The sequence below is a fragment of the Parasedimentitalea marina genome (genome assembly GCF_004006175.1).
GTDB lineage: Bacteria > Pseudomonadota > Alphaproteobacteria > Rhodobacterales > Rhodobacteraceae > Parasedimentitalea > Parasedimentitalea marina.
In genome coordinates, this window is the sequence record NZ_CP033221.1 from 188,600 (window position 1) to 204,463 (window position 15,864).

Genomic DNA, 15,864 nt, shown 5'->3' on the forward strand with positions numbered 1-15,864 from the left:
TTGCGTCCGATCAGAAGTAAGTGAGCATGATTTGGCGCAACCCGTCGGGCAGCACTTCGTAAATCCGGCCCGCAGGCAGGTTCACTTTCAAAACGGTCTTGAATAGCACGACAATAACGATCGAGGCTGCAACGGCTGACCACAAAGCCCGCGCACTGCGGTACCCTGCGCGAAAGGCTAACATCACTGCAAAAGTGACCGTGGTGAGCAGGTATCCCGTGTAGGGTACTGCGGCCGCGTAGGCGATGAACCAGCGGCGTATTCCAGTGACGCGATCCACGTCAACACCTCGCGCCAACGGCCCTCGATACGCTCTGACAAAAGCGAACCAAGCACATGAAACAGCGCAAACCCGGTCATTCCGATCAGGGACACTGCAGGCCAAAAGCGCGGTTGGGCGAACATCTTAGCACCGTTTTTGTATGCTGTTTGGTCAAACAATTGGGTCAGCAGAAACACCGACACGATAAGGATGAACCATGCAAAACAATGTCACCGGGTCGGCGATACCGTTTGAACAAAGATTGAAGCGTTTTGACGCGCGACATGGCAACCCGCCTCCCGTGATCTTGAACTGGAAAGGTCGGGCACGTGGTGCGCCCGACCCATAGTGTTGTGATTACTCGGCAAGCATTGCGTCAATGCCAGCCATCGTCCCAATGTCTTTCTGGATCTGAGTAACGACTTCATTTTAGGCTGCCAGTAAACCTGCGCACCTGTGTCAGCGGCCAGTTGCCGGGCACGATCAGACATCATCGTTTTTTCCGCAACAGCCATGATCTTATCTTGCACATCCTGAGGTGTGTCTGCGTGCACGAACAGACCGTTCCACAAAGCTACGTCCAGATTTGGCGCCAGCTCTGCCACGGTTGGGGCATCTGGCGTCAGCGGGATACGCTCGGATCCGATAGAGGCGAGAACTTTGACATCGTCCAGACAAGGCAAGATCAGCTGCAAAGTTGTGTTGATAACGTCCACGTCGCCAGAGGCCAGCGTGTTGCAATCCAGCGCGTCGAATGCCGCATCCGCTGCAAAGGAAAAGCCCATTTCTTTGGCCAGACCCAGCGTCACTTGTGTTGGCACCAATGGCGCCCCAAAGTGGCCCAAAACTACATCATTCGCACCCGCATATTCGGCAAGTCCAGCCATGTCGTCATATGGCGCATTGCCGCTTGTCGCGATGACAAACGGATACGTCAGAAAGTTGCCCAGTGGCACAAAGGGGTCAGGGTTCAGTTCAGGAATACCGATCTGCGGGCCGACAACTGGAATGGCGATAATGAAGGAACCGATGGTATAGCCATCAGCTGGCGCCGTCGCGACTTCGATGGCTCCGGGGAACGGTCCACCACCGCCACCGGGTTTGTTCACAACAGCCGTTGGCACACCATATGCCTCAGAGAAGTCTTCGGCGATCATGCGTGTCAACACATCCTCCAGATCACCCGGAGGCCAGGGAACGACGAACTCGACCGGCTTCTCTGGGTACTCGGCTTGAGCCACCCCTGCGACGGCGACCATGGCTAGGGCCATTGCTGTAACTGACGTTGTAAACTTGATCATTTCTCTCCCCTGTGTCGGTTCGCATAATGAACCATCGTTTCGTAAAAGGTTGCCTTGTTAAATGTGATGTGTCAAACTATTTTTGAGTTTGACAGAAAGTGAAGGTTTGAATGTCGTCTGCCACGAAAACACTTGAGCTATTGGCGCTGTTTACATTTGCCCATCCTGAGATCGGGTTGTCGCAGTTATGCCGTATGGTTGGTCGCAACAAGGCGACAACCTATCGTCACCTTCAAGACCTTGAAGATGCAGGGTTTGTTGAGCAAAACCCGGTGACAAAACAGTATCGACTTGGCCCGGCATTGCTGCAACTTGCCCAAACTCGCGAAGCCACTGTGCCGCGAAAAGCAGGGGCAGAAGCGGCGTTGTTGGATCTTGCGACCACCACTGGCGAGACGTCACATGTTTCGGTTCTATCAGGCACAACCGTCTATGCGCTTGCTTCGTGCGAATCGCCCAATCACAGCACCCGGGCAATTATCGACGTTCAAACCCTACCGTTGCACGCCACTGCATCTGGGCTTTGTACGCTTGCATTTGGGCCACCAAACCTAATGGAGGTGGCGTTGGCCAATATGGAGGTTTTACCCTAGCACGGCACAAACCTCCATGGAACTTGACGGCGTGGTTCATGCTGTGCGCGATACGGGCTTTGGTCGGGGAACTGCAGTTACGAGACTGAAGTTTACGGGCTGTCCGCGCCGATTTTCGATCAAACCGGACTGTTTGCAGGTTCCGTGGCCGTTGCCTGCGTCGCCACTCGCTTCACCCCAGACCTTGAGCGATCTATCCAACAGAACCTTGTCACTGCCAGTCGCACAATCACCCGAAATTGGGGCGGGACCGTCCCCACCGACATCGAGGCCAGCTGGGCCAAGACCCTCACTCCTTCGCACGCATTGGAAACTGCACCATGAAAGACTCCAACTTTCTGAAAGAACACAACGGCCGCCTGATGTGGCACCCGATGACCTCTCCGCAAGATACAATCGACAACCCGCCCAAGATCATCACCGGATCAGAGGGCGTGACCATCACGGACATCGATGGTCACAAAGTGGTAGACGGAGTCGGCGGATTATGGAACGTGAACCTGGGGTATTCCTGCCAGCCGGTCAAAGACGCGATGACCGCGCAGCTTGACAAGCTACCGTATTATTCCACCTTCCGGGGCACCTCAAACGACGCCGCAATTGAGCTGTCCTATGAACTGTCCGAGTTCTTTGAGCCCGACGGGATGAGCCGCGCGTTCTTTACCTCTGGTGGTTCGGATTCGGTTGAAACCGCGCTGCGGCTTGCGCGTCAGTATCATAAGCTGCGGGGTGAAGCTGGGCGTACAAAATTCCTAAGCCTGAAAAAGGGCTATCACGGCACCCATATGGGCGGCGCCAGCGTTAACGGCAATGCCAATTTCCGCACTGCTTATGAGCCACTGTTACCGGGCTGTTTCCATATCCCAGCGCCCTATACCTACCGCAACCCATTCAACGAAACAGATCCGGAACGGTTGGCGCAACTCTGTGTGCAGGCGCTGGAAGATGAGATCGCATTTCAGGGTGCAAACACCATTGCGGCCATGATCATGGAGCCGATCCTCGGCGCCGGCGGTGTCATCCCGCCTCACAAATCCTTTGCGCCAATGGTGCAAGAGATCTGTAATCGCAACGGAATTTTACTGATTACCGACGAAGTAATCACCGCCTACGGTCGCACGGGGGCATGGTCTGGCGCACGTCTTTGGGGCATCCAGCCTGACATGATGTGCACAGCCAAGGCAATCACCAACGGATACTTCCCGTTCGGAGCTGTGATGCTGGGCCACCGGGTGGTTGATGTCTTTGAGGGCAATCCATCGGCTAAAATTGGCCATGGTTATACCTATTCCGGCCATCCCGTCGGAGCGGCGGCCGCACTGGCCTGCCTTGCGGAAACCAAGCGGTTAAATGTCGTCGATAACGCCGCCGCCCGAGGCGATCAACTGTATGCGGGTTGCCAGGCCCTGATGGCGAAATACGATATCATCGGCGATGTCCGGGGTGGCCATGGCTTGATGACCGCAATCGAAATGGTCAGCGACCGGGCATCTAAGAAGCCCATCGATCCAATCCGCGCCGCGACTGTACAAGAGGTCGCCTATCAGAGCGGCGCCATGGTCCGTGTCTCTGGTCCGAACCTGATCCTGTCGCCACCGTTGATCCTGACTGAAGACGACGCCAATATCCTTCTTTCGGCGCTCGACGCTGGTTTAGCGGCCGCGTAAGGAGCTGATATGTCCGAGAATTACGTAGCCCTATTGGGCACCAAGGGTGGTCCCTCTGTCCGTCCGCGATCATCGATGCCAACATCGAACCTGTTTGTTCTGAACGGTCAGCAGATCGTGGTGGACTGTGCCCTTGGTGTCACCAAGGGTCTGGTCGATCAGGGTATGCTGTTGAAAGATCTGTCATTGATATTCATCAGCCACATGCATTCTGATCATTATCTGGAATTGGGTCCCTTGCTGCACACGGCCTGGACATCCGGTTTGCAAACCCCTGTAGAGATTTACGGCCCCGCGGGTCTTGACGTCTATATGGATGGCTTCTTCCAATCGATGAAGGCCGATATCGACCTGCGGATCGAAGACGAGGGCCGCCCGGATTTGCGTGATCTCGTGCATATACATGTCATTGACGCGGGGACGGTGTTTGATCAGGCTGGACTGCAGGTTTCGGCGATCCGCACCGAACACCCACCGTTGATTGATTGCTTTGCATTGTCATTCAAAACCGACACCACGCATGTGGTTTTCCGGCGATACCGCGCCAATCGAAGCGCTGGAGGATTTTGCCCGAGGTGCCGATTTGCTGATCCACGAGGCAATGCTGGAGGCCGCATTGCCTGCGCTGATGGCTCGTATCGGAAATGGCAGTGACAAGCTGATGGCACATTGGCTGCGGTCTCATACTTTTGCGCATGACGCGGCTAAAACGGCCACAAACGCTGGGGTCAAACGGCTGGCCCTGTCGCACTTGATCCCCGCCGATGATCCGACCTATGGCAAACCTGAATGGCAAGCGGCGGTTGCAGATCATTGGGATGGCCCGCTGATCGTCGGGCATGACGGTATCAAAATCACGCTATAACCGTGCAACTGGGGCTGGCGGCTGATCAGAACACCAAGTGTGTCCTAATCACCAGCCAGCCCCAAAATCGATTAAAAATCGACTTCTATGGCCACGCCTTTTCAATGGCCAGGTCAACGACGCTTGCCGCCACGGCCAGGTCTTGCAAGCCAACACCAGTGCCATCAAACAGCGTAATTTCGTCCGCAGAGGTTCGACCGGAATGGGTACCATTGATGACGGCACCCAGCTGGTGCACATCGCTTTCTTTGATCAAGCCTTCGCCCACGGCATGCTGTGCCTCGCCGATGCTGATGGACTGGGCAACTTCATCCGTAAACACAGTTGCACGGGCCAATAGCGCGGATTCGACCTCTTGCTTGCCTTTGGTATCAGTGCCCATGCAGGCAATATGTGTGCCTGCTGAGACGTGCTCGGCGAGCAAAGATGGCGCAAAGGCCGAGGTGATCGAGATGATCACATCCGCGTCCTGGCCCAGTTGATCCAGCTCGACCGCTTCAAACGGTAGGCCAGCCTCGTTGGCAACTTTTTCAATATTCGGCAGCATCTCCGGGTGGAAGTTCCAGCCAATGACTTTCTCGAATTCGCGCTGTTCAAGGGCGGCGCGCAGCTGGAATGTTGCCTGATGTCCCGCACCTATCATGCCGATGACCTTGGCGTCCTTGCGGGCCAAGTGCTTGATCGACACAGAAGAGGCAGCCGCTGTTCGTAATGCAGTCAAAAGATTGCCGCCGACCATTGCCTTGACGCGGCCAGTATCCGGATCAAACAAAAGACAGTCGACTGGTGATTGATAAGCTGATGCTTTTCCATGTTATTTGGCCAATAACCGCCAGCCTTGAGGCCAAGCGCCATGCCCGCCTGATCGAACCCGCCCTTAAAACCATACAGCGCATCCTCGTGGCCAATGGCTTCACGGATAACTGCGAAGTTATAGGCATCCTGCGAGGCCATAGCTGCAAAACACCTTCGACGGCGTCGAAGGCTGCGGTGCGGGTCATGAGATCTGGGATTTCACGCTCTGGAATGATGATCATGTGGAGTTCTTTCCAAAATAAGGAAGAGGTAAGCAGTGCCGACCTCAGGTTTGGCCAGGGAGAGTGGCCTTAGAATGCTTTTCCGCGGGCCGAGACGGGCCAAAGCGTTTCAACTTTGCCGTTGCGAACGCCAACATACCAATCGTGCACGTTACAGGTTGGGTCGCAGTGGCCCGGCACCAGTTTCAGCTTGTCGTTTACCTTCAAAACACCGTCCGCGTCGGCAACCACACCGTGTTCATCGGAACACTTCAGGTATTCAACATCGTCACGGCCAAACACTGTTGGCAACCCGCTGTCGACTGACTGTGCTTTCAGGTGGCGTCCACGATGGCTTTGTCAGCTTTTGAGTGGCTCATCACGGTTGTCAGGATGAACAGCGCGTTCTCCCATTCGCCGTCGTCGATGCGCTTGCCATCCTTATCAAGGATACGGCCATAGTCAGCATCCATAAAGGCATATGACCCGCACTGAAGTTCGTTATAAACGTTCGAGTTGCTCTCAAAATAATACGACCCAGTGCCGCCGCCGCCAACGATGTCACATTCCAGACCTTGGGCCTTCAAGCCGGTCACTGCATCGCCAACCTGAGCGATGGCCGCATCCAGCTTTTCTTTGCGGTCCGTGTACAGATCCATGTGTTGCATGGCGCCTTGGTAGGCCTGGATACCGGCAAATTTCAGGCCATCCGCTGCGTCGATCAGTTTTGCAATGTTCACCACGTCTTGCGTTGTGTTCACACCGCAACGACCAGCGCCGCAATCAATTTCGACCAGTGCTTCGAGTTGTGTGCCGTGTTTTACGGCTGCTTCTGACAAGGCTTTGACGTTTTCCGGATCGTCAACGCAGACCAGAATACGCGCACCCAGCTTGGGCATACGGGCCAGACGGTCGATTTTGACCGGATCGGTCACCTGGTTGGACACCATCACATCTTTGATGCCGCCACGTGCAAAGACTTCGGCCTCGGATACCTTTTGACAGCACACGCCAATGGCAGCGCCCATGTCTTGTTGCAGCTTCAACACGTCGACCGACTTGTGCATTTTACCGTGGGCGCGGTGACGCATGCCATGCGCCTTGGCGTAGTCACCCATTTTCTTGACGTTGCGCTCTAGCGCGTCCAGATCAAGGATCAGGCAAGGCGTCTGAATGTCGGCCTCGTCCATACCGGGAAGGGCGGGAACGTCAAAGCCTACTTCTAGGTCTTCTAGATTAATATGCGTGTTCATAGTTAAGCTCCCTTCAATTGAGCCAGGGCAGAAAGTCGAGGTCGACATTCCCACCCGTGATGATGACACCGACCCGCTTACCTGCGAACCGATCTTTATTTTTGAGGATGGTGGCCAAAGGCACAGCCGAGCTGGCCTCCATCACGATTTTCATCCGGATCCAGGTCAGCTTCATCGCGGCGATAATTTCGTCTTCGCTGGCGGTCAGAATGTCGGTGACGTGGTTGGAGACAAAGTGCCAAGTCAGATCTTTCAGCGGAACCTTCAGGCCATCGGCAATTGTCACTGGTGCATCATCTGCAATGATGTGTCCGGCTTTGAAGCTGCGATAGGCGTCGTCGGCCTGCTCGGGTTCTGCTGCGATGATCTGCGTTTCAGGCCCGAGGGTCGACAAGGTCAAACAGGTGCCCGATATCATGCCGCCACCGCCGATGGGCGCGACAACCATATCTAAGCCACCTGTCTGCTCCATCAGCTCTTGTGAACATGTACCCTGGTAAGCAATGACACGGGGGTCATTATAGGGATGCACGAAATTGCCCCCGGTTTTGGCCTGGACCTGGGCGAACACCTCTTCTCGGCTAGAGGTTGAGGGCTCACATTCCGTGATAATCCCACCATAGCCAATCACCGCATCCTTTTGGCCTGCGGCGCTGTGCGTGGCATCACCACATTGCATGGGATGCCGCGCCGACCCGCCGCATAGCTAAGGGAAAGTGCGTGGTTGCCCGAACTATGGGTGCAGACGCTACCTTGGCCTCTTCATCTGACAGACCGAAAACCGCATTGGATGCACCGCGTACCTTAAAGGCCGCAGCTTTCTGAAAGTTCTCGCACTTAAAAACAGCTGCGCGCCTGTCAGCTCGTTCAGAAAGGACGAGGTCAACACGGGGTGCGATGAATGTAAGGTTTTACCCGTTCATGGGCGGCCTTCATGTCATCAAAGGTTGGAATATACATTATTTCCGGTTCCTTTTGTGATGCCGAGTATTATTCCGCGATCAATGGGTTATTCCGATAGTAGTCCTGTGCGGCTGCAACGCCCGAGCCGAGTTTTACATCCAGACCCAGATCAACCATGCACATCTCGGCGGTGGCCAAACCGCTGAGCATCATGACATCTGTCAGGCTGCCCAGGTGACCGATGCGGAACACTTTGCCCGCAACCTCGCCAAGTCCGACCCCAAAGGCCACACCGTATTTTTCAGCCGCGAGGGTCACAATATCCGTGGCGTTAAAGCCTTCCGGCGTACAAATAGCGCTGACGGTGTCAGAATACAGGTCAGGGGACGCTGCGCAAAGTTCAAGACCCCAGGCCGAAACCGCTGCCCGAACACCTTCGGCGATGCGGTGGTGGCGCGCAAATACATTCTCAATCCCTTCGTCTAGCAGCATGTCCAATGACAGCTTCAGACCGTTCATCAAGCCAACCGGTGGGGTGTAAGGGAAGGCATTGGCGTCATAGCCTTTTGCATGTCGCCAATGTCAAAGAAGGTTGTTGGCAGGTCAGATTGTGCTGATGCTGCGATTGCCTTGCTGGAAAAGCCGATGATGGCCAGGCCTGCGGGCAACATAAATCCCTTTGCGAACCGGTGATAGCAATATCGACGCCCCACTCGTCAAACCGAAAATCCATCGAGGCGATAGAGCTGACGCCATCAACATATAACATCGCGGGTGGCCAGCTGCATCCAGTGCTTTGCGGACGGCAGCAATGTCTGATTTTACCCCAGTTGCGGTTTCATTATGTGTGGCCAGCACGACCTTAATATCATGGTTGGTGTCGGCCCTCAGGATTTCTGCGTAATGGTCCGTTGGAATACCTTCACCCCAAGGGGTTTCAACAATCTGTACATCCAAACCGTGGCGCTGACACATGTCGATCCACCGGTGCGAGAACATGCCATTGCGCGCCGCCAGGACTTTGTCGCCCTTGCTAAGGGTATTGGACAATGCAGTTTCCCAGCCGCCGGTGCCGGTTGACGGAAAGATGAAAATCTTGGCGTCTTTCGACTTTAGAACCTGACGCACACCATCAATGCAGGGGTGCAGGATTTTACCGAAGGTCGGCGAGCGGTGGTCAATTGTTGGCATATAACAGGCTTGACGGACCGCCTCTGGCATATTGGTGGGGCCGGGAATGAAAACTGGATTCTGGAAGCTCATGGTCGTCTCCTATTACGTGTTGCCACCACAGTAGAATTCCGGCTCCGACGGTGATACTTTTGAAAAAGCTTTCAAATTTGGAGAGGTGTAAAAATACACTATTGTCAGATACTTGCATTTTTCATATGGTGAAAACGTCTTTCACATAAAATAGGATGTATTTTATGGATTCCCAAGATAATGCAGGTCAGTCGACGCGAAAATCCCGTGGTCGACCCCGTGACTGGAACGATAAAACGGCCCAAAACACGATCAAATCGCTGGATCGTGCAATGGAAGTGTTTGAGTTCCTGAGTGACACTCAGGGTAAATCTCTATCCACACTTGCAAGTGATCTTAGCCAGTCTCCGGCCACCGTTTATCGTATTTTGGTGACGTTAGAGGGCGGGGCTGGTTGAGTTTGATCAGATTGATCAAGTCTGGAACATCGGCGCGCGCGCGTTTGTCATAGGATCTCGGTTTCTGCGCCGCACCAGCCTTGTCGAACGTGCCCGTCCATTCCTGCGGGCGTTGATGGAAGAAACCGGTGAAACTGCCAATATCGGTATAGAGCAAAACGGCCATGTTCTGTTTGTCAGTCAGGTCGAGACGCATGCCAGTATTCGCGCGTTTTTCCCGCCCGGTACGTTGTCACGACTTCATGCTTCTGGCATCGGCAAGGCCCTGCTGGCCGAAATGGACAAGCCACGCATTGAAAAATTTCTGGCCAAGGCTCCGCTTGAAAGTTTCACTGAGCACACATTGACCGACAGAGATGCGTTGATAGAGGATCTTCAAACTATCCGGCAACGGGGCTATGCGCATGACGGGGAAGAACGTAATTTGGGCATGCGATGTATAGCGGCGCCGGTCTTTGATATCCATGGTGAAGCGGTGGCGGGCATCTCTGTGTCAGGCCCAACCTCACGTGTTGGATTGGACCAGATACCTGTGTTGAGCCAGGCCGTCTTAGCTTCCGCAGCTAAACTGTCGGCTGCCATTGGCGGTCAGCCTAAGCAATAAAGGCCTGGCGTCGGTTGAAACTGCTTGTTAATCGAGCGGCGCATGAAGCTGGGTCTTATTGGTAATAATCCCGCCTCGATTACCGATCTCGATGGATCCATACCGTTCCTTAAAGCAGTCAGGTAGAGGGCGGTCGCCACTGATCGATAGCCACAATCGCATCAAATGGCGCCGTTGACTGGGGTCCGGCCAATCTAGGAATCCGGTCCGGTCGTGAAGTTGAGAGTGGTTGTGCACAAACTGCATATCGCCCGGTTCCAACTGCATGCCAAAACATAAACTTGGATCGTTGGCCAGACTGTCAAACATATCCAATGCCTCGACGTGCGCGGGTGTCAGGCGAATTGCGTCGTCGAATCGCTGGGCACTGTCAATGTATTGCCGTTGATAAAAGGCGGTCAGGTATCCCTCATGCCAGCTCAGTACTGGGATCTCCATATAGGGTTTAGCGCCATCTGGGATCTCACCACGGCGGTCTGTTGCAATGGGCTCAAAGAGTTTGACCAGTAGATCTGGCCGATCTTGTTTCATCCGGTTGTAAATTGACTCGGCACTGACCAGTAGGGACTTCCCGCCTTCTTTGGCCTCGCGGAGGCACAATAGACCGACGACATCTGCGCTGTCGGTGTGAAATGTTTGCCGCTCGCAGGTCTGGTAGATACGGCTGTTTGGATCATTGGCATCGGCCCCGATATCACGCACGTGTCCCAAAATATGCCCGTCTGCGTTCTGCGATCGCGCACTGCCAATATGTGCCCCGATGCCGCAAAATATTGTTGCCGCAAAAGCCTGCGTATATCCCGCAGTTGGCAACCCACGTAAAACTTCAAACCCAACGCCTGACAGCAATTTTTCTTTGATCTGTGTTATATGCGCGCCGAACGTCGCCAAGGGAAAGGTCTCGGCGGTGATTTCGCCAACATTCAGGCCGAGGTTTTGAAAATGGCGAGCCGCAGTTTCGAGGTCGCCAATGTCTGCATCGGTCAAGTGGTACAGCCAGGCATCCTGAGTGTTCACCATATCCTTGCCCAACCATGCGGACGGTCCAGTGAAGGCGTCAGGAAGCATATCCATAGTGGGCGGAAGTGTGGTCGACATCGCGTGTCCTTTTGCTGAACGTCAGAATCAACACCTAGTGGCATTGCTTGCAAGATAAAATAACTGAAAGCCATATGTCAGGAGCAATGAACCCTCTCTTCCGGTCCTTCGAGCCCTGAAGGGCATCCAGACAAGGGCAGCGTGTCTTAGACTGCAACCCTGTTGGGGGTCACATAATGTGCGATACGCTGATCCATTAGTAGATATGAAAAGGATATTGGATTTTAGTTGTTACGTTGAGAGGCGCGACCGTTGCCGGTGGCAAAAGAAGGTTTGGCAGCTCAATTGCTGCGGATTGTTTTGGAGTATTCGATTGCGAAGGGCTGCAGTATCGCAGAATTGTTTCATCGATGGCCTAGGTCTGGGTTTGCCTGCCCAGGCCATCTGGTTTGCTATCCCTACGACACCGTGCTTTGCAGCTCTTCCTGATAACCAAAATGGCCGGGACCCCGCCTGTGTGGAGCATCAAAACCTTCTGCCCCGAGAGATCAGGTCTGCATCCAGAAGATCAAGAAGTCCGGCAAAGGTTTTGCTGAATAGACGGGGTCCAACAGAATGCCTTCGGATTGCGCCATCAACTTGAGGGCGGTGTGTGTTTTGGACCGACTTGCCCATAGCCTGGTGCCAGGGCACTGTCCCACGTCCGGATGGAATCCAGTCCGAAGGGTCGTTCGATGCCCATAAGATCGGCCAGATTATGCGTGACAGTATCAATCCGCGCGGTCTGCTAGCGCGGCATCAGCGCCAACTTCGTTTTCACCCTCTGGAAATGACATATATTCTGCATCCAGTAGTTGGCCCAGCAGCACGTTACCCGAAGCATAATATGCTTAGCCCCATTCCGGGAACTCGTTCCTCCAGTTGCAAAACCGCTTTCATCCCGTATTTTGCAGCTGCGGCAGCTGCGGTTCTGGCAAAGTTTGATTGAACGGCTCCGGTGATCAAAATGGTGTCGGCTTTTGGGCCAGCGCCGCCCCGATATAGAACTCCAGTTGGCGGGTTTTATTGCCACCAAAACTAAGCCCCGTCAGATCGTCGCGTTTCATCCAAAGATCGATACCCAACTTGTCAGATAGCCGGTCCAGGCGTTCTACCGGCGTTGGGTTTGGCAACAGTGCCGCCTGCGGGAATTTGGAAACTAGGTGTAGAGGATCATGCATGGCAGAGTTCCTTATGCGAGCAAATAGGCACGGCGGTAGAGCGCTAAACAGGCGAACAGTGAAACCAACCGAACCGAATTGATGATGAAACCACGGGGTAGATAGGGGCCGAAAGCGCGCCCAATCAGGCTGCCGACAATCGCGGCCGCGGCAAAAGCGGGCACGGCGGGTGTTTCGGTGATCGGCTGCCAACCGGACAGCCCGTGCAGCAATAGCGAAACACCATATGCCACTAGGGCAATCGGCTGAACCAATCGACGAATGTCAGAGGGTGACCGCCCCAATGCCATCAGACCAAAGACCATCAAAGGACCGGGTGTCGCAGCCCAGACCGTGGCCACCCCGGATAGACCCGAAACAGAGATAAACCCGGGATTTTGACTGACAGATGAAAGAATGTTGTGACGACACCCAATAGCAATAGCGTTGCGGTGATCCCAAGAATGGCGGCTTCTGACAGAATCGCATAGGTCAGCGCCCCAAGGGCGATACCGGCCAGACATCCGCTGATCGACAAGGCAATTAGCCGAAAATGGCTCTGGACAGTCTGCCACTCTGTGGCAACCGCAGAAACGATTGTATTGAGCAGCAGCAGAACTGGAACAGCAACGGGCGTTCCAAGCAGAACCATCATGGGCGGACCTGCCACAATGCTGAAACCAATGCCAACACCCACCTGAAGTATTGCGCCGAGAGCTACAGCAATGGTGAGCAGCGTGAGATCAAATGATACAGGTGACTCCATGGTTTGAGCCGACACTTATCGCGGCAGCCACTATAATGATAATATCAATAATGTAGTCTTTGATACATTGAGGTTATGTATGCGCTCGTCAGCCCATCAAATTGAACTGTTTCAGATGGCGTACCGGCTTCGGTCCGCACGCAAAGCGGCCTTGGCCTTAAACGTTTCGCAACCGTCGATCAGCCGAGCAGTTTCCGAACCTGCGGAGTGATCTTGAAATTCTCAGCAAATTGAACTGTCTTGTCCCGGTCAAGTCCATTTCGAATTGCGGCAGATCATATGTTTGATCAAGCGAAAGTGCCAATCACGATACGTGCCGAAACCCGCACGCAGGTCGCTGCCGTTGAAATTGTTGCACAGGGCGTTGGCCGCTCAGTTGTTAGCAAAGATGTAATGCAGCACGTAGATGAAAATGCGGTTGCAACTGTATCTCTCGCTGCAGACCTCATTTTGCCGATAAGAATGGTAACAGCTGCAGCAGAAGCAAGCGCGCCAACAGTTGAGTTGCTGTGCCAACAACTCCGCTCGGTTTAGCGGCCCTTAGAGTAGATCAAAACGCCCAGTTTGCCTTGATGCGATAAGACTCGGCTGAAAGTTTGTCCAGAAATGCTTGAGCAACGATGGATAAGGGCCGATGTAACGGCGACATAATTGTCAAAGGCATCATAATGTTGGGTCTAAAAGGGCGAAATGCAATTTTCGGTTTCTCCGTTTGCCAATATTGATAACTTTCTGCACTAAATGGATCAACAATTCCGTAGGCAAGGCCACGCTCTATATAAGTGAAGTTTGGTATGAAAAATGTTGATTCGTACCGAGAATTGAGGCGGGCATCGGCTTCGCCAAACGCTGCAAGAATTTGAATGTGGCTTGGGTGGTTTTCTCTGGAACAGCCATCGGTCGGTCACTTAGATCTTGTGCCGTGATGACGTCTTTCTGCGCCAATGGGTCATTGATCGGTAACGCACATAATCCCTGAAATTCGATGATGTCATGCTTGATCAATTTGGAATCGCTTACTTTTCCGAAACCGACGTCGGCCAATCCGACGTCATACTCCTGTGTGGCAATCGACCGCTGTGTCTGAGCGGATGTTCTCGTACTCAAAGTGACGTGAATGCCCGGTTTGCCGACTACAAAATCTGAAATCAGATTTGGTAGAAATATGACCGACGGGCCAGGGATAGACACGACACGCAGGGCTCCTTTTCAAGATCGGAAATGCTTTTCAGTGTCGACTTTACCGTATCCAGACGGTTCAAAATCGCATTGGCCTCATCAAAAGATAATGTGCTTCCGGAGTTGGATGTACCCGTGCGCCCTGCCTGACGAACAGCTTGACACCGATTTCTTCCTCCATGCCAGAAATAAGCGAGCTGATAGCAGGCTGCGTGCGTAACAGATTGCGAGCGGCCTCTGATATCGAACCTGTCAGCATCACTTCTCTAAAGGCGGTGAGCTGTTTGAAATTCATACGCAGACCCTCCGGCGTGGATGTAGGGTCATAAAGGAAATTTATGCCTGTAGCAATATTTGCGATTATTTTTGTGCCTCGGCACGCTGTAGTGTGAAAATTGATTGGGAAAAATCGGACGAACCGTGCCCGCGACTTAAGAGTATTTAGTGTCTTTAGGGAGGACTACAATGATGATCAGATCTACCATTGGTGCAGTAACATTTGGCTGCCTTGTGCTTGCAGGAGGATTAGCGCAAGCGCAGGAAATGCAATTTTTCCGGATTGGAACCGGTGGGGCAGGTGGCACCTATTTCCCCATTGGTGGCATTATTGCCAACGCCATCTCAAATCCACCGGGATCGCGGGCGTGCGATGACGGCGGCAACTGTGGTGTGCCCGGTCTGGTGGCAATGGCGCAATCAACCAATGCTTCGGCACATAATGTTAATGCCATTCAAAATGGACAGATGGAAGCCGGGTTATCTGGGGCTGCGACGCTGCATTTTGCCTACAATGGCAAGGGTAAATTCGAAGGCAACGCCAAGCCGGATTTGCGGGTGATCGCAAACTTATATCCCGAAGATCTGCATCTTGTTTTGTCCGAAGGCGCATCGCTCAACAGTCTGGCCGATCTTGCGGGAAAGCGCGTCGGTATCGCCCAGGCGGGGTCTGGCACGCAGATTGCGGTCGAACTTATGTTGGCCGATTACAATGTGACCCGTGACAATATGGATGAGGCTGAGTTGAACAACGCTCAAAGTGCCGAACGTATCGCCGATGGTCAACTGGATGCCTACTTTTATGCGGCGGGTACACCGGTTGCTGCATTGATTCAGCTCGACAATACCAAGGGTATGGAGTTGCACAACTGGTCACCGGAGGAGGTCAAGATGGCCAACTCCACTGTACCATACTACATCCCATCAGTGATCCCGGCGGGTACATACCCTGGCGTGACTTATGATGTGAACACAGTGGCGGTCTCTGGCATGCTTGTGACCAACGCCAACATTGACGAAGAACTGGTTTACCAAATCACCAAGGCAATGTGGTCGAATACAGCGCGCAAGCTTTTGGATAACGGCCATCCTAAAGGCAAGGCGATCACGCTGGAGACTGCGCTGGAAGGGGTCGAAGGGATTGGAGTGCCGCTGCATCCTGGAGCCGAGCGTTTCTATCGAGAAGCCGGCCTGCTTAAGTAATCTGCACCCTTTTGGCGGCATCCGGGTCTCTCCTCCTTGGTGCCGCCAGTTTTCCTGGCCTGTCGAAAAATTTGGACT

General features: G+C 53.7%; 14 protein-coding genes and 6 pseudogenes. 8 read left to right on the plus strand and 12 right to left on the minus strand.

Going from position 1 to position 15,864, the window contains the following annotated elements; genetic code table 11:
* Window positions 1-10 precede the first annotated feature (10 nt).
* Window positions 11-280: a tripartite tricarboxylate transporter TctB family protein gene (locus EBB79_RS25105; protein WP_238705153.1), complete on the minus strand. Its 270-nt coding sequence runs from the start codon at window positions 278-280 to the stop codon at window positions 11-13.
* A gap of 339 nt (window positions 281-619) precedes the next feature.
* Window positions 620-1,563 (minus strand): annotated as a pseudogene (locus EBB79_RS22990) (tripartite tricarboxylate transporter substrate-binding protein).
* 110 nt (window positions 1,564-1,673) lie between these two features.
* On the opposite strand from EBB79_RS22990, the gene EBB79_RS25110 reads away from it, so the two are divergent.
* The 4 genes from EBB79_RS25110 to EBB79_RS25485 all read left to right on the plus strand — a co-directional run bounded on the left by EBB79_RS25110 (window position 1,674) and on the right by EBB79_RS25485 (window position 4,688).
* Complete coding sequence (locus EBB79_RS25110; RefSeq protein WP_238705154.1) at window positions 1,674-2,156, plus strand: IclR family transcriptional regulator; 483 nt, start codon at window positions 1,674-1,676, stop codon at window positions 2,154-2,156.
* A gap of 320 nt (window positions 2,157-2,476) precedes the next feature.
* Complete coding sequence (locus EBB79_RS23000; RefSeq protein ID WP_127751374.1) at window positions 2,477-3,823, plus strand: aspartate aminotransferase family protein; 1,347 nt, start codon at window positions 2,477-2,479, stop codon at window positions 3,821-3,823.
* A 9-nt stretch (window positions 3,824-3,832) separates the two neighbouring features.
* Window positions 3,833-4,477, plus strand: coding sequence for an MBL fold metallo-hydrolase (locus EBB79_RS23005; RefSeq protein WP_338045819.1), 645 nt, complete (start codon window positions 3,833-3,835; stop codon window positions 4,475-4,477).
* Window positions 4,452-4,688, plus strand: a complete 237-nt coding sequence (locus tag EBB79_RS25485) for an MBL fold metallo-hydrolase (RefSeq protein WP_338045820.1) — start codon at window positions 4,452-4,454, stop codon at window positions 4,686-4,688. The genes EBB79_RS23005 and EBB79_RS25485 overlap by 26 nt, the downstream gene beginning before the upstream one ends.
* 71 nt (window positions 4,689-4,759) lie before the next feature.
* On the opposite strand, the pseudogene bhcD reads toward EBB79_RS25485, so the two are convergent.
* The 4 pseudogenes from bhcD to bhcA all read right to left on the minus strand — a co-directional run bounded on the left by bhcD (window position 4,760) and on the right by bhcA (window position 9,123).
* A pseudogene (gene bhcD, locus EBB79_RS23010) lies at window positions 4,760-5,725 on the minus strand (iminosuccinate reductase BhcD).
* A gap of 69 nt (window positions 5,726-5,794) precedes the next feature.
* Window positions 5,795-6,957 (minus strand): annotated as a pseudogene (gene bhcC, locus EBB79_RS23015) (3-hydroxy-D-aspartate aldolase BhcC).
* A 13-nt stretch (window positions 6,958-6,970) separates the two neighbouring features.
* Window positions 6,971-7,917 (minus strand): annotated as a pseudogene (gene bhcB / locus EBB79_RS23020) (beta-hydroxyaspartate dehydratase BhcB).
* A 30-nt stretch (window positions 7,918-7,947) separates the two neighbouring features.
* Window positions 7,948-9,123, minus strand: a pseudogene (bhcA, locus tag EBB79_RS23025) (L-aspartate--glyoxylate aminotransferase BhcA).
* 164 nt (window positions 9,124-9,287) lie between these two features.
* On the opposite strand from bhcA, the pseudogene bhcR reads away from it, so the two are divergent.
* Window positions 9,288-10,125, plus strand: a pseudogene (bhcR, locus tag EBB79_RS23030) (HTH-type transcriptional regulator BhcR).
* 27 nt (window positions 10,126-10,152) lie between these two features.
* Here the strand turns inward: bhcR and EBB79_RS23035 are convergent.
* From EBB79_RS23035 to EBB79_RS23050, 4 genes are all read right to left on the minus strand, one after another.
* Window positions 10,153-11,223 (minus strand): TauD/TfdA family dioxygenase, encoded by a 1,071-nt coding sequence (locus EBB79_RS23035; RefSeq protein ID WP_127751375.1) that lies wholly within the window; start codon window positions 11,221-11,223, stop codon window positions 10,153-10,155.
* A gap of 941 nt (window positions 11,224-12,164) precedes the next feature.
* Window positions 12,165-12,383 (minus strand): hypothetical protein, encoded by a 219-nt coding sequence (locus tag EBB79_RS24650; protein ID WP_177627907.1) that lies wholly within the window; start codon window positions 12,381-12,383, stop codon window positions 12,165-12,167.
* 11 nt (window positions 12,384-12,394) lie between these two features.
* Window positions 12,395-12,688 (minus strand): hypothetical protein, encoded by a 294-nt coding sequence (locus EBB79_RS23045; protein ID WP_164860909.1) that lies wholly within the window; start codon window positions 12,686-12,688, stop codon window positions 12,395-12,397.
* Entirely contained in the window at window positions 12,688-13,128 is a 441-nt protein-coding gene (locus EBB79_RS23050) for a hypothetical protein (protein ID WP_127751377.1), read from the minus strand. Before EBB79_RS23050 ends, EBB79_RS23045 begins: the two co-directional genes overlap by 1 nt.
* A gap of 115 nt (window positions 13,129-13,243) precedes the next feature.
* On the opposite strand from EBB79_RS23050, the gene EBB79_RS25765 reads away from it, so the two are divergent.
* Together EBB79_RS25765 and EBB79_RS23060 are read left to right on the plus strand one after the other, a co-directional pair.
* The gene (locus EBB79_RS25765; protein ID WP_420850428.1) at window positions 13,244-13,339 is read left to right on the plus strand and encodes a hypothetical protein; all 96 of its coding nucleotides are present in this window, start codon (window positions 13,244-13,246) and stop codon (window positions 13,337-13,339) included.
* Between the two features lie 68 nt (window positions 13,340-13,407).
* Entirely contained in the window at window positions 13,408-13,662 is a 255-nt protein-coding gene (locus tag EBB79_RS23060; RefSeq protein ID WP_127751379.1) for a type 2 periplasmic-binding domain-containing protein, read from the plus strand.
* Window positions 13,663-13,902: 240 nt separating this feature from the next.
* Here EBB79_RS23060 and EBB79_RS23065 read toward each other — a convergent pair whose 3' ends face one another.
* Together EBB79_RS23065 and EBB79_RS23070 are read right to left on the minus strand one after the other, a co-directional pair.
* On the minus strand, window positions 13,903-14,319 hold the full coding sequence (locus EBB79_RS23065; RefSeq protein ID WP_164860910.1) for a LysR substrate-binding domain-containing protein: 417 nt from the start codon (window positions 14,317-14,319) through the stop codon (window positions 13,903-13,905).
* 67 nt (window positions 14,320-14,386) lie between these two features.
* Window positions 14,387-14,602 (minus strand): helix-turn-helix domain-containing protein, encoded by a 216-nt coding sequence (locus tag EBB79_RS23070; RefSeq protein WP_127751381.1) that lies wholly within the window; start codon window positions 14,600-14,602, stop codon window positions 14,387-14,389.
* A gap of 173 nt (window positions 14,603-14,775) precedes the next feature.
* Here EBB79_RS23070 and EBB79_RS23075 point away from each other — a divergent pair, with 173 nt between their 5' ends.
* A complete protein-coding gene (locus EBB79_RS23075) occupies window positions 14,776-15,786 on the plus strand; it encodes a TAXI family TRAP transporter solute-binding subunit (protein ID WP_238705166.1) in 1,011 nt (336 codons plus the stop codon).
* The last annotated feature ends 78 nt before the right edge of the window (window positions 15,787-15,864 follow it).

Coding starts and splice junctions, on each gene's coding strand:
- EBB79_RS23000 (WP_127751374.1), top strand. CDS start 2,477: ATGAAAGACTCCAACTTTCTGAAAGAACACAACGGCCGCCTGATGTGG.
- EBB79_RS23035 (WP_127751375.1), bottom strand. CDS start 11,223: ATGTCGACCACACTTCCGCCCACTATGGATATGCTTCCTGACGCCTTC.
- EBB79_RS23060 (WP_127751379.1), top strand. CDS start 13,408: ATGTTTGATCAAGCGAAAGTGCCAATCACGATACGTGCCGAAACCCGC.
- EBB79_RS23005 (WP_338045819.1), top strand. CDS start 3,833: ATGTCCGAGAATTACGTAGCCCTATTGGGCACCAAGGGTGGTCCCTCT.
- EBB79_RS23045 (WP_164860909.1), bottom strand. CDS start 12,688: ATGGTCTTTGGTCTGATGGCATTGGGGCGGTCACCCTCTGACATTCGT.
- EBB79_RS23050 (WP_127751377.1), bottom strand. CDS start 13,128: ATGGAGTCACCTGTATCATTTGATCTCACGCTGCTCACCATTGCTGTA.
- EBB79_RS24650 (WP_177627907.1), bottom strand. CDS start 12,383: ATGCATGATCCTCTACACCTAGTTTCCAAATTCCCGCAGGCGGCACTG.
- EBB79_RS25485 (WP_338045820.1), top strand. CDS start 4,452: ATGGCTCGTATCGGAAATGGCAGTGACAAGCTGATGGCACATTGGCTG.
- EBB79_RS25765 (WP_420850428.1), top strand. CDS start 13,244: ATGGCGTACCGGCTTCGGTCCGCACGCAAAGCGGCCTTGGCCTTAAAC.
- EBB79_RS23070 (WP_127751381.1), bottom strand. CDS start 14,602: ATGAATTTCAAACAGCTCACCGCCTTTAGAGAAGTGATGCTGACAGGT.
- EBB79_RS25110 (WP_238705154.1), top strand. CDS start 1,674: ATGTCGTCTGCCACGAAAACACTTGAGCTATTGGCGCTGTTTACATTT.
- EBB79_RS23075 (WP_238705166.1), top strand. CDS start 14,776: ATGATCAGATCTACCATTGGTGCAGTAACATTTGGCTGCCTTGTGCTT.